Origin of the sequence: Blautia glucerasea, assembly GCF_020537505.1 — a bacterium.
Classification (GTDB): Bacteria; Bacillota; Clostridia; order Lachnospirales; family Lachnospiraceae; genus Blautia_A.
Genome location: NZ_JAJBMO010000015.1, coordinates 23877 through 37505 on the forward strand (window position 1 = coordinate 23877; position 13629 = coordinate 37505).

Here is a 13629-nt window from a genome sequence, read left to right on the forward strand (position 1 = left end):
CGGAGCGGAACCCAAATGTTAGCTGGACTTCTTAAAACCCATGTTTGCAAACCGGTAATTTTGATTAGCTGTCAGCTAACAAAAATCGGATTGCGTTAGCTGGAAATTGATCATTTTGAATGGAATTTTGTGTCACGAACGTGATTTGAAAATAACAAAAGCGTTCGTTGTCAGCTAATCCAGCTAACATTTTCGAACGCTTTGAAGCCCGTCGCCAAGAGGATTTGAACCTCCGACCCCTCGCTTAGGAGGCGAGTGCTCTATCCAGCTGAGCTATGACGACACATGCCGTAAACCCTTGATTTTACTGGGTTTCTTGGATTTTTCCCTTCGGCCATATATAAGATTATCAACTCTTTTTCGAGTTGTCAATCTACAGATTTTTTCGATTTGGTAACATTAGAACGTTCCCCCATTTGGGGAATGCTTTGTTGTCACCATTAGCATTTTTCAGAATAGATTCGAACTGAAAGTTGTTTTTCATTTTTTCCCTTTGGGGAATGCCTCGGCTTTCTCTTAGGAGGCACTTGTTCTATCCATTAAACTAACAGGACAAATCTGTGACTATAATTGTACTATAATTGCACACAAATTACAAGAATTTTTTATTTACCTAAGGTCCTACCCAAGAACCTCGGCGCAAAATCATGCAAATGCATGATTTCTGTGCATCGCGAAGCGCGTTACTGGTCACGAAGTGAACAGTAACCTGCCCCGAATAAACTGGCTCCTTGCTTTAATTAAAAGCTATATTATTAGCAATCTCCTGAACCCTCTCAAGAATCTTCTCCCGCATCTCCGTTATATCCTTAACTTTTACCCTCAGCCCAGCAGCCTCTGCGTGACCGCCGCCGCCAAATGGCTCCAGCAATTTATTCACATCAAGCCACCCTGGCTTTGACCGAAAAGAGCAATGCCATCTGGTTTCCTCCTCATACATAATAAACGCCAGTCCGATATCCTCGCAGGCACACAGGATCGGACTCATGGAATGAAGGTCTGCGTAGCTGATATTTTCCTCCATGCTCTCCTGCCGGTTCATACAGATATACGCCACTTTCCCGTCCAGCACACATTCCACCCGCTGCAATAGTCTGGCTCTTTTTTCCAAAATTTCTAAAGTATCATTATGCATAGTCTCCATCACATATTCATGCTTCACACCCAATTTCAGCAGTCCGGTCATTGCTTCCATGGTACTGATTCCATTTCGTGTAAAGCAGCCCGTGTCGTGTAAAATTCCCATATAAATATAATCAGCTGCCGTAGGACACTCTTCCCTCGCCGCTTTCTGCAGCCTGTCCTGATCAAGCAGATAATAAATATTCTCAGCACACGCCACTGCTTTTTTCGTAATATTAATATCCCCAAATCCCTCATTGGATACATGATGATCGATTACCATAGAAGCTGCCGCGTTTTCATAAAATTCCAGCCCAACCAGCCTTTTCAGCGTCGCTGTATCGCACACGATCACGCCATATCTGCCCTCAGACAGCTCCGGCATTTTGAAAGGAGCAAACACCCGATCCTTCTGAACCATCTTCGCCGCACCCTTATCCATATTTTTCCCCAAATATGGAAAAACTTTATACTGTGGATAATTCACCTTAATATAATGCGCCAGTCCCATAACCGAACCAACTGCATCCCCATCCGGATTAATATGTCCCATCAAAACCACAGTATCCAGATTTTTCTCTTCCATCAGCTGCATAAATTTCTCTTCAAAATAAATATCCATATTCAAATTTCTCCCATCTGCTATTTTTTGAGAAGAAAAGCGAAATCATATCTGTTCCAACATGATTTCGCTTTCTATTATTTCTTAACAAACTTCCCAATAATCCCAAACAACGCTTCCATATTCAGCGGCTTCGTAATATGCGCATCCAGGTAATACTGCATTGGCCCGCTGCATGACCTTCTCCAGTTTTTCATTCATTTCTTTATTCTTTTTTCAATGCAATTCACTTTGCTAACCAGCTTACGGTTCACTGCTAACCGAGTTGGCTACACCTTACATTCCCCTCATCTTAAACGCATTCTTTCCATTCTGTTTCACCTCATACAAGGCTACATCCGCATTTCTACAAAGAGCCATTACATCTTCTCCCTGCTCTGGGAAAGCCGCACCTCCCGCACTTGCAGACATCTGAACCTCTTCTCCAGTAGGCAGCGTCAGATGGGAAATCCGCTTCTGGTATTCCGCCATATACTTCTGAACCGCATCCACAGAAAGTTTCTTCATATAAAGAACAAATTCGTCTCCGCCATACCGCCCAATGATACAATCTTCCGGGAAGCACGCCTTCATAGTCTGGGCAAAATGCTTCAGACAGAAATCTCCATTGTTATGTCCATACATATCATTATAGCTTTTGAAATTGTCCACATCAATAAAAATAAACACTCCAGGAGTTTTTTTATTGATTTCCACTTCCACTGCCGCCTGGAACGCTCTCCGGTTCATAATTCCAGTGAGCGGATCAAGGGTGGAAAGTCCCATGTAAATCTGCTTATCCCTCTTTTCCAACAATAAAATAGTCAGCATGTATAAAATCGTGAATCCAACTAAAATGGTTCCATAAATACCACCCCAGATGGAAAAATGCTGGGTAATATCCGAAATGTTCTTGTTCGTCAGCTGAACAACCACATACCAGCCAGGCATACTGGAAATACTCCTGTAAGAAATAGTAGATTCCTCGCCTCTGATGATTGCGGAAAATCTGCCCTCTCTTTTCCCGGAACGCATATCTTTTATCCACTGGTTATAGGAATAATCCTCATCATACTGGAAATATCTCTGCTGAAGCAGAAGATTGTTCCAGCTGCCAGCTGTGTTGGAATTATCGCTGATACAAGTAATAAAATTTTCAGAATCCGCCTTTAAAAGATGAATGCTGATCTTGTCCTGCAGCAGCTCATAATCCCCGAGCTGTCTGAGTTTTTCGATCATAATAGACACATAAAGATTATGGATCTGTGAAGAATCCTCTACCGGTACAAAAACAGTCATGATCATATTTCCTGTTTCACTGGATTGATAAGGATCTGAATTAAATGAGGTATCCAAAGCCAGCGCCAATTCATCCAGCTGATTCTTCTTAATATCAGAAACGGCGCAGTCACTTCCATATATTTCCCCATTATTCATAATGAATCCTATGTTGCAGAAAGCGGTCCGGTCCAGGTTCTTCTGCAGACGCTGAAGAAGTTTCTCTGGTTCTGCATTTTCCATGGATTGGATCATTTTTACATCCTCCTGGGCGTAATTCTGAAGGTACTCCATGGAATCATTCATTTTCTCGGCATACAGGCCAGTAATCAATTCCAGATGCTGTGTATTAAAGTTTCGTGCAATTCTGCTAAGATGAAAATATGCCGCAACAATAATAGCCAGACAAATTCCCAGGTATAAGATCAGCAGCACTTTTCTTTTTCTCTTGTTCTTTCTTCGATCTTTCATGGGCTATCTTTCTCCATAAGATATTCGGAATCCACCATGGTAACTCCGGTATCAAAATATTTCTGTTCGGATTTTTCTCCTTTTATAAAGGAATCCAGAGAAAGCATTCCCAGATATCCCATCTGATCCTGCTTTTGAAGCACTGTGACTGCGCGATAATCCGGATTCAGAATCAACTCCCTGGTTTCATCCGCCAGATCAAATCCAACCAAAGTCACATCCGTTCTTTCTTCCTCCAGAAGAGTGTTCACGATTCCCACTGTAGAGGTATTATTGCATCCAAAAATACCTTTTATATTTCCATTTTCCTTCAGCAGCTTCCCGGCATCTGCCTGTGCTTTCTTGATACTTCCCCCATTAATGGGAATATCCTGTGCAACATCCCATTGCTCCGGGGCATAATTTGTCCAATAGTCCAGGAAGCCAGAAACCCGGTTCACCATGGCCTGTGAAGTATCCGACGACAGCATGATTCCCACTTCCAATGGGTCCAAAGGGGAATTGCCCGCGTCGTACAGCTGCTCAAGCATTTTCTTAGCAGCCATTTCTCCCGCATCCATATTATCCGTCATGTAGCAGACATCAAATTCACTGCTGTTAATGGAAGAATCAATCAAAACCAGCGGAATATCCTTGTCCCGGATGTTCTTGCAGCTGTCCATAAGAGAATTGGAATTCGCCGGTGCCAGCAGGATCCCATCAGCCCCCTGCTTCACAGCCTCATCCATCAAGCCGATCTGCCCGGAAATGTCCGTCTCATTGTCAATCCCACTCAGATAAACCCCTTCGTCCATTTCTGCCGCCGCTTCCGTTATCCCATTAATCACTTTTTCCCAGTAAGCGCCGTGATAATTCTTCAAAATAACATAAATTTTATTTTCGCTCTCTGGATGGGAAATACAGCTATACTCTACGACCGCCGATTCTTCTGCCGTTTCCGCCTCTGTCTTCGAAGCCCCCGAACAGCCTCCCAGCAGAAAAGACGCCGCCCCGAAGGAAATCAACAAATATGTTCTTATTTTACTCATTCGTTTCCCCAGTTACTTATGCTTGATTTGTAACTGTCCAGTACCTTCATAGTTACACGAAATATTACCTACTGAATAGTTACCTTAATTTACAGATCCAGCACCATCTCAGATCTTTACAAAAACCATAGAACATTAAATAGTCACCAGATATTTTGCAATTTTATACATATTTTTGTGTATATGTCATAATTATATGCCCTAGCTGGATAGGCTGTCAATCTGTATTCGTTACTGTTCTCTCCGTGACCAGTAACACACTTCGCGATGCACAGAAATCATGCGCATGCATGATTTCGCGCCGAGGTTCTCCCAATCATAAAAACCATCCCTTCTAAGTAATAAACTAATCAAAAAGCCGCAAAATGCAATTTAATCATCAGCATTTTACGGCTCATATTTCATATAGAGTATTGAATTTAGAAATGCAACTGCCCCTGTAGCCAGATCAATCCTTTAAACCTGCGACCGACCGCTGGTTCGCCCAGCAGGTCTGCGCAGTTTATGCAGACGTCAAATTGGATATCATTGCAGTCGATGGTCATCTGGCACAGTTCTTCACCAGTGAGAATGTTCTTAAAATTCACGAAATCCACGATTTCACCCATCACACTGTACTGGTCGCACTCGATTCCGTGAGGCATGAAGCAGGTATCCACAATTGTCAGCACATCGTCTGTGACAATACGCTCGGAAATCATGGAGTAGGTGTCCATATCCTCCATCGTCAGATCTTCCATGGCCTCTTCGTCGCCATTTCTGGCGGCTGCAATCAGATTGTTGCGGTTCTTGGTCAGCTCCCGCTCTACCTTCACTGCCTCTTTATCCTTCTGAACCGGGAAAAGGATCTTGCCTTCCCTCGCCAGTCCGGTAATGGTCAGCGGCTGTCCTTCCCGCATATTGCCTTTGTACTTCTCAAGCATATATTCAGCAGGGTTCTGAAGATAAAAGATCAAGGTCACGCCCAGCCGCATGTCATCGCAGGCACCAGCGTAAGACTCTTTCTCTGCATGTCTTTCCACAATCACATGCTCCTGGCTGGTGATCCCTGTGCCGCGAAAAAATGGGAATGTATATTCCACATGAAACTCATTGTCCTCATCATACTGTCCGCAAACTGTGATTCCACAGTCGCAGCCATAATTCTTGGAATATTGTATAAAAACACCGTCAGGATGATTCTCCACTGCAATTTTTTCATCGTAAGTATTCATCACATCCTGGATAATCTCCTGCATTTCTTTACGTGACTTTACCTTAGAAAAGCCAACAGTTCTTAAATAACTGTGCACACTATCACCTCCCTGACTGTAGCTTACATGTAATGTTCCAATATCTTATAACAGCACTTTAAAACAGATTCCAGATAATATTTTATAACTTTTAGTGTTATACATTCATCTAATATCTTTTTCTATTTTTAGTACAAAGTTCAAACAATAGGGCTTTATACTTTTTTGTTCTATAAGTCCGATTATTTGGACTTTTTCTCGATTTTTGTCATTCCGCCCATGTATGGCTGAAGAGCAACCGGAATATTTACGCTTCCATCAGCATTCAGGTTGTTCTCAAGGAATGCGATCAGCATTCTTGGCGGAGCAACAACGGTGTTGTTAAGAGTATGAGCAAGATATTTCTTGCCATCTTTTCCATTTACACGAATTTTCAGACGACGCGCCTGTGCATCACCAAGGTTGGAGCAGCTTCCTACCTCAAAGTATTTCTTCTGTCTTGGGGACCAGGCTTCAACATCCAGGGATTTCACTTTCAGATCTGCCAGGTCACCAGAGCAGCACTCCAGTGTACGAACCGGAATATCCAGAGAACGGAACAGATCTACTGTGTTCTGCCACAGTTTGTCAAACCACATTTTGCTATCCTCTGGGTTGCAGACTACGATCATCTCCTGTTTTTCAAACTGATGGATACGGTAAACACCTCTCTCCTCAAGTCCGTGAGCACCTTTCTCTTTACGGAAGCATGGAGAATAGCTGGTAAGAGTTTTCGGAAGCTCTTCCTCTGGGATAATCTGGTCGATAAATTTACCGATCATGGAATGCTCGCTGGTTCCGATCAGGTAAAGATCCTCGCCCTCGATCTTGTACATCATAGCGTCCATCTCAGCAAAGCTCATAACACCTGTAACAACGTTGCTTCTGATCATGAAAGGCGGTACACAGTATGTGAAGCCTCTGTTGATCATGAAATCACGTGCATATGCGATAACTGCGGAATGAAGTCTTGCGATATCTCCCATCAGATAGTAGAATCCATTACCCGCAACACGTCTTGCGCTGTCAAGATCGATTCCATCGAAAGCTTCCATAATTTCTGTATGATATGGAACTTCAAAGTCCGGAACAACCGGCTCACCGAATTTCTCAATCTCGACGTTCTCGCTGTCATCTTTACCGATCGGTACAGACGGATCTATGATGTTCGGGATAACCATCATATCTTTCAGAAGCTCTTCTTCAACTTCTTTCTCCCTCTTAGAAAGCTCCTCAATACGCTCACCGGAAGCTGCAACCTGTTTTTTAACTTCCTCAGCTTCTTCTCTCTTGCCCTGGCCCATAAGAGCACCGATCTGTTTGGAAATTTTATTTCTCTCTGCACGAAGTGCCTCTACTTCCTGTTTGATCTCACGGTTCTCTTTATCCAGCTCCAGAACCTTATCAACCAGTTCCAGTTTGCTATCCTGGAATTTGTTGCGGATGTTCTGCTTTACGATCTCCGGATTCTCTCTCACAAATTTAATATCTAACATGTCTTCCTCCTGTACTGATACATTTATTAGTAAGTATCTGTTTTATTTTTCCATATTTTGTATTGCTTATTACTGATTTATGCTGTAAAAATGGATTGGTTAATCGACGGGTGTTTTCTATAACAATATTGATATTTATTTTTTGTTTTATAACAATATTGTCGTTTTATGTTGAATTTCGTTAATTTTTCCTCTTTAATAGGTTTTCATTTTCCTTTTCATGTGAAACATTTTCATCAACTCAATTCTCATCAATCACCGGTTTACTCATCTTTTTCAATATTTTCCAAGCCAAAATTAACAGCTTTTCTTAAGGCTTCCAGTTCTTCCTGACTCAGCATTACATACGATTCTCCCTTTACGATTTCTTTCAGGTAAAGGAAACAATTGTCTCTGCTGTGTACTGCATTCAGAATAACACCTGAATTGTCCTGATCCAGCAGTGCAAATGCAAAACTAAGTTTACCTCCTACATCATCGAATGCATCATACTTTTCAACACCATACTTACTGAACATTGTTTCCAGATGGTGTTTAATAAAGCTGATATCATGCTCATGATCCTCTTTTGCCTCGTAAAGACGGTCAATCTGGGCAAATTTACGAACAAATACTTTTTCAAGAGATTGTGCGTCGCTGCCCTTCATGAACATTTTATACTTACGTTCCAACCGGCTAAGCCTCATTTTGCTGCTGAATACATTCACCGCCAGAACGATGGTCAGAATCAACAGTAAAATAGTGATGATACCCGGATCAATTCCCAAGCTGTCAAAAATACTGCTCATGCACTCTCCTTATCTTATTGACTCAAACAACTCAATGATTCTTTCCAGCTCATCTCTGGAATAATATTCAATTTCAATTTTACCTTTATTGTTCTTTTTCCTGTGGATGAAAACTCTGGTTCCTACAATTCCCTTCATTTTCTCCTCAAGGCTTTCATAAATCGCATCTTCTGCTGTATTTACCTGTTTTGGAGTCTTTTTCGGCGGTTCCACAATGTGTTTTACCAGTTTTTCAGTCTCTCGAACGCTTAATTTCTCATCAAAAACCTTCATGGCTACACTGGCCTGCTTTTCCTTGTCGGTAATCGCAAGAATCGCACGCGCATGTCCAGCAGAAATCATTTCGTCAATCAGCATCTGCTGTACTCTGTCGTCCAGTTTCAGAAGACGAAGGGAATTGGTAACTGCAGTTCTGCTCTTGGAAACACGTTCTGCAATATTATCCTGTTTCAGCTTAAACTCGTCAATAAGGCGCTTATAAGCCATCGCTTCTTCAATTGGATTTAAGTCTTCCCGTTGAATGTTTTCAATCAAAGAAATCTCCACAACCTGCTGATCATTAAATTCCTTAATGATTACCGGAACTTCCTTCAAACCAGCAAGCTTGGCAGCTCTCCATCTTCTCTCACCAGCGATGATCTCGTAATAATCACCTTTGTCTGATACCAGAAGAGGCTGTAAGATACCAAACTGCTTGATGGACTCTGATAACTCTACCAAAGCGTCCTCATCAAACTGCTTACGTGGCTGAGTTCTATTTGGCTCAACCTTCGAAATCTTTACAAGCATTTCGGATTTCTTTGGCTCAGCGGAAGCTGTCTGTGCTGCATTGTTTGTTGGTGTAACAGGTTTCACATCCGAAGCACTTGTCGCAGTTCCAGCTTGTAAAGATGAATTGCTTTCTGACGCGACAGGCTTCTGTACAATTTTCTTTTCTGCTGGTTTTACTGACTTTTCTGGAAAAAGAGCATCCAGACCTCTTCCAAGACCTTTTTTCTTAACGGCCATTATTCAACCTCCCTGTTGATCACTTCTTCTGCAAGAAGGCGATAAGCTTCCGCTCCTGTGGATCTTGGATCATAAAGAGTGATCGGTTGTCCATAGCTTGGAGCTTCTGCAAGTCTGACATTTCTCGGAATAATTGTCTTATAAATGTTCTGCTGAAGATTTTCTTTTACATTCTCTACAACCTGCAGAGATAAGTTTGTTCTGGCATCATACATAGTAAATACAACGCCTTCAATCTCCAGATCATTATTCAATCTGTCCTTTACCAGGTCAATCGTATGAATCAGCTGTGACAGACCTTCCAGTGCATAATACTCACACTGAATCGGTACCAAAACGGATGTCGCAGCAGTAAGTGCGTTAATGGTAAGCATATTCAAAGATGGTGGACAATCAATGATGATATAATCGTAATTGTCCTTTATTTTATCTGTGATCTCTTTCAATATGTATTCTTTATTATCAATCCCAACCAGTTCAATTTCTGCACCGGACAAGTTTACATTGGATGGTATCAAATCTACATTTTCTACTACATCCTTGACAATCGTTTTCTCAACATCAGACTGTCCTACCAGAAGTTCATAGAGTGTATCTTCTACTTCATTTTTATCAACACCTAATCCACTGGTAGTGTTTCCCTGAGGATCCATGTCAATTGTCAGAACTTTTTTCCCCTGTTCTGCCAGACATGCCGAAAGGTTAATTGCTGTAGTAGATTTGCCAACGCCGCCTTTCTGGTTAGCAACCGCAATCGTTCTGCCCAATATCAACCCTCCCTTTCATATTATTTTGTCACTGCTTACAACTAATGTTTCACGTGAAACATTTCGCGAACACCACTTGTAGACAATGTCTGATTTTTACAGATTGTTCCACCATTTTACAGTTTTCGCAATCTTATCATATAACTATTGTTATTATAGCACTTTTAATTTTATCTCGCCACATAATGTTTCACGTGAAACATAGAAAATGCCATTTTTTTTTGCAAAAATATTGTCTATTTTTATCTTCTTACTAATTATACCCAGGATTTGGGAAGTTCAGACATTTATTATCGAACTTTCACTGTTACTTAGGGAGGTATTTTTCTTTAGAATGTTGTAAGTGTTTTAGGAGGGACGCATTTGGGCAATGGGTATTACTCGCTCACCGGCGCTAGGAGCGCGCCTGAAATGGTTCGCCGGAGTAATACCCATTGCCCAAATGCTATGTACTGTCTGAAACAGTCTGGTACGTAGGAACTTTTACCAGGAGGGAAGTTCGTGAGTTGCTTTCCCTATGTTTTATTGCTAATAACAGTTTTAGGCTTCCTCCCCTTGTCAGTAACCAATAATTTCAAAAACATAAAGCCATTTAATGTGTTATACATGTTTTGAATAAGCAAAATTTCTAACACTATTGTCATAAAATGCCCCTATTACCATTTATCCGTTACCAGACTCCAGCGCTTTTGCAATGTATCTTCATGTAGCCGCGCATTTCAGAAGCGCTCTTAGTGGCGGTAAGATCCAGGCCTTACAGAGACTTGGACGAGAGGGCTCTCCCGAGCGGCTTAGTCGCAGTTAAGTATTAGCTCACCGGAGCATTGCGACGCACGGCGGTGAATATACATTGTAAAAGCGCGTCCGGGAACCCAATAATTAACACACTAAACAGCATTAATTATACCGACTATTTTCATATCAAAAGCTCGCCACGTCCGCCCTAATATATTCTGTCAATTCCCATTTATATACCAAAAAGCATTGTAAAATCAACCTTTTTGGCGTATAATATACATACAAACCCAAAGGAGGTTCTCTATAAAAATGAAAGACAGTAAACATAAAATCCTGACTCTGGCTGCCTTAACCACTATTGCAGCGGGTGTCATCCATCTTACCAATAGAGTAATCGTTGCCTCTTCTCAGTTGAAAGAAATGCTTGATTTTTCCAATCACAACTACTATCATTGGCGCTTTGGAAAAATTTATTATACCAAAAAGGGAAAGGGCTCCCCTCTTCTTTTGATTCATGACACAATGCCAGGTGCAAGCGGCTACGAATGGTCCCGTGTGGAAGATAAGCTTGCACAGGAGCATACCGTCTATACCATAGATTTATTAGGATGCGGACGCTCTGAAAAGGCTGGAATTACATATACCAACTTCCTTTTCGTACAGATCATCTGTGATTTCATAAAAAATGTAATAAAAGAGAAAACCGATATCATCGCAAGTGGTTTTTCATGTTCTTTTGTCACTACTGCTGCAGCTTATGATAAAGAAAACATTAATAAAATCATGTTTATTAACCCTGTAAGCATGGTTTCTCTTGCGCAGATTACTACAAAAAAGGATAAATTGTTCAAGTTCTTTATTGAATTACCTATATTTGGAACATTCATTTACCATATAATTGTTTCACGTGAAACAATTAATGATTTCTTTCTTGATAGCCTCTACTACAACCCATTCCATGTGGATAAAGATATAATGGATGCATACTATGAAGCTGCACACAAGGGTGGATACTATGCGAAATGCCTCTATTCCAGCCAGAGTGCCAAATATATGAATATTAATATCCGTCATGCATTAGAATCTCTGGATAACAGTATTTATATTGTAGAAGGCGAAGATGAACCTAACGGAGCTCTGATCGTAGAGACTTATCAAAAAGTAAATCCAGCAATTGAGTCTGCAACAATCCCTTGTTCCAAGCATTTTCCGCATATTGAGAATGTAGAAGCTTTTCTCGAACAAGTTGGCACATTTTTTTAGTTAAATAAAGGATATATAGTCTAGATGTACCCCTAATAAAAAAGCTTTAAAATTGTATTTTCATTAATATAATTTTAAAGTTTTTTCTTTTTATGTCTTAAAGCAGCCTGGTGTACAAAGCACTATTTATTTTAACATTTATACTAGTTTTGCAATCGTATTAGTATCTTATAAATTAAATTCTATTTTATGTAGCAGCAATCGTTCAACATATTTTTTATATTTTCGTATATTTTTTCCTCCTGCAAGTCCTATTTATTGTACTTTCTTCTTTTTTATTTGCAAAAAGTGTTATTTATTGTACTTTTATATTTGTTCTTGCATTTTCTCGTCACATTTAATTACTTTCAGTTCAATTTATGATATAGTATTTCCCATCTAGGTTCCTATTTTAGGACTATGTAAACATTTAATAAGTAATAATCGGTCAGCATATTATTTCATTGCACAGGAGTGGCTAATATGAAGCAGTATACTGTAGACGTATTTACCAACACCCCATTTTCCGGTAATCCTGCAGCCGTATGTGTGCTTCCTGTCCTTCACCGGAATCTGTGATGAAGCTTGCCATGAAAAATAATCTGTCAGAAACAGCATTTATTGAAGAAGCCAGGTAACCTTCGTCGGTTCGCACCAGGAACAGAGATAGAATCGTGTGGGCACGCTACCTTAAACTATACAGTTCACTTCAAAATGGAAATCGAATTACAATCAGTGAAAAAGTCGCTTTACTTGCTATCTCTGAAATCTATAGCAACATTATAAATTTTCTTATTCAATTATTTCTATTTTGCGATATAATTATTTCACAAAAAAGTAGGAAAGCCCGTGAAAAAGCAATTAAAACACATTTTACCCGTTATTTTAACTTTCGTAACAGTTATGCTGTCCGCTGTATGTGTTAACGAAAAAACATTGACAAACATGCCTCAGGTTCTCACGTTATACCCCAAATCCTCAAAAATTTATAACGAGAATCGCCGCATGTATGCGCCAGCAAATGAAACTATTTTAAACACAAACCTTTATTACGGGAACAAAGCAACATCAATAAAGGCAAAAAAATCATCCTATGTATCCGCTGTGTACTACAACAACTATGCTCTAGCCCTTACACAGGATAAGCTTTATACTTCTGCTTATCTGAAAGCCAAAAAAGCAGGTACAACCACTATTACTTACAAAATTGGCAAGCAGAAATATAGCCAAAAGTCACTATCAAAAAGTACGCTAATCCATTTAAATCATTAAAGATTAATAATTTAAACCTAGCTTCCAAATTCAAGTCAAAATCCAATTATACACTGAGTTATAATAAGTACCGGGGAAAAACGCTTAAACTTCAGTATAGTGCCAAAAAAGGATGGGCTTTAAACATCCACTATCTGGAAGATGCAGCTGCAAAAGGAACATCTTACAAAAAACTGGATCAAGACCACTGGTACTTTTACTGTTACGAAGAAAAACTCTGCCATCATTGTTTATGCATATAATTCCAAAACATCCCAGGATGAACAGTGTATTATCTTCTTCAAACAAATTCGACCAAAATAAAAAAAAGATCTCCATCCTGTTTTCTCACAGGCAAAGATCTTTTTTTATTTTATCCATTTTATTTCAAATCTTATTTTCTAGAGCGTGTCTGAAAACAGCTTTCTGCAAGATGTGCATCACAATTTGCGGGAAATTTTGCCCGGATGAGGGCGTCTTAGCAAGCTACGACAACCGAATTCGGACAAAATATACCGCAAAGCGGGACATACAGATTACGGGAATGATTTTTGGGGGCACGTTCCAG

At 40.3% G+C, this 13629-nt stretch carries 11 protein-coding genes, 1 tRNA gene and 1 pseudogene; 3 read left to right on the plus strand and 10 right to left on the minus strand.

The features are described from left to right. Window positions 1-209: 209 nt before the first annotated feature. From LIQ05_RS12350 to LIQ05_RS12390, 9 genes are all read right to left on the minus strand, one after another. A tRNA-Arg gene (locus LIQ05_RS12350) sits at window positions 210-283 on the minus strand. 453 nt (window positions 284-736) lie between these two features. Next, window positions 737-1744: a DHH family phosphoesterase gene (locus LIQ05_RS12355; RefSeq protein WP_226820978.1), complete on the minus strand. Its 1008-nt coding sequence runs from the start codon at window positions 1742-1744 to the stop codon at window positions 737-739. 276 nt (window positions 1745-2020) lie between these two features. Then, window positions 2021-3472 carry a sensor domain-containing diguanylate cyclase gene (locus LIQ05_RS12360; protein ID WP_226820980.1) on the minus strand — a complete coding sequence of 484 codons (1452 nt, stop codon included), beginning with the start codon at window positions 3470-3472 and terminating at the stop codon, window positions 2021-2023. Continuing rightward, window positions 3469-4500 (minus strand): substrate-binding domain-containing protein, encoded by a 1032-nt coding sequence (locus tag LIQ05_RS12365; RefSeq protein ID WP_226820982.1) that lies wholly within the window; start codon window positions 4498-4500, stop codon window positions 3469-3471. The genes LIQ05_RS12360 and LIQ05_RS12365 overlap by 4 nt, the downstream gene beginning before the upstream one ends. 419 nt (window positions 4501-4919) lie before the next feature. Beyond that, the gene (locus LIQ05_RS12370) at window positions 4920-5792 is read right to left on the minus strand and encodes a DUF3881 family protein (protein WP_226820984.1); all 873 of its coding nucleotides are present in this window, start codon (window positions 5790-5792) and stop codon (window positions 4920-4922) included. A gap of 182 nt (window positions 5793-5974) precedes the next feature. Continuing rightward, window positions 5975-7267 (minus strand): serine--tRNA ligase, encoded by a 1293-nt coding sequence (gene serS / locus LIQ05_RS12375; protein ID WP_226820986.1) that lies wholly within the window; start codon window positions 7265-7267, stop codon window positions 5975-5977. 263 nt (window positions 7268-7530) lie between these two features. Continuing rightward, on the minus strand, window positions 7531-8055 hold the full coding sequence (locus LIQ05_RS12380; protein WP_226820988.1) for a DUF4446 family protein: 525 nt from the start codon (window positions 8053-8055) through the stop codon (window positions 7531-7533). Between the two features lie 9 nt (window positions 8056-8064). Then, window positions 8065-9063, minus strand: a complete 999-nt coding sequence (locus LIQ05_RS12385) for a ParB/RepB/Spo0J family partition protein (protein ID WP_226820989.1) — start codon at window positions 9061-9063, stop codon at window positions 8065-8067. Next, window positions 9063-9830, minus strand: a complete 768-nt coding sequence (locus LIQ05_RS12390) for a ParA family protein (RefSeq protein WP_226820991.1) — start codon at window positions 9828-9830, stop codon at window positions 9063-9065. The genes LIQ05_RS12385 and LIQ05_RS12390 overlap by 1 nt, the downstream gene beginning before the upstream one ends. Before the next feature lie 1047 nt (window positions 9831-10877). On the opposite strand from LIQ05_RS12390, the gene LIQ05_RS12395 reads away from it, so the two are divergent. From LIQ05_RS12395 to LIQ05_RS12405, 3 genes are all read left to right on the plus strand, one after another. Next, window positions 10878-11831 (plus strand): alpha/beta fold hydrolase, encoded by a 954-nt coding sequence (locus LIQ05_RS12395; RefSeq protein WP_226820993.1) that lies wholly within the window; start codon window positions 10878-10880, stop codon window positions 11829-11831. Between the two features lie 462 nt (window positions 11832-12293). Further along, window positions 12294-12389 carry a PhzF family phenazine biosynthesis protein gene (locus LIQ05_RS12400; RefSeq protein ID WP_226820995.1) on the plus strand — a complete coding sequence of 32 codons (96 nt, stop codon included), beginning with the start codon at window positions 12294-12296 and terminating at the stop codon, window positions 12387-12389. A gap of 270 nt (window positions 12390-12659) precedes the next feature. Continuing rightward, the gene (locus tag LIQ05_RS12405) at window positions 12660-13082 is read left to right on the plus strand and encodes a hypothetical protein (protein WP_226820997.1); all 423 of its coding nucleotides are present in this window, start codon (window positions 12660-12662) and stop codon (window positions 13080-13082) included. A gap of 373 nt (window positions 13083-13455) precedes the next feature. On the opposite strand, the pseudogene LIQ05_RS20355 reads toward LIQ05_RS12405, so the two are convergent. Further along, window positions 13456-13629, minus strand: a pseudogene (locus LIQ05_RS20355) (DUF6783 domain-containing protein).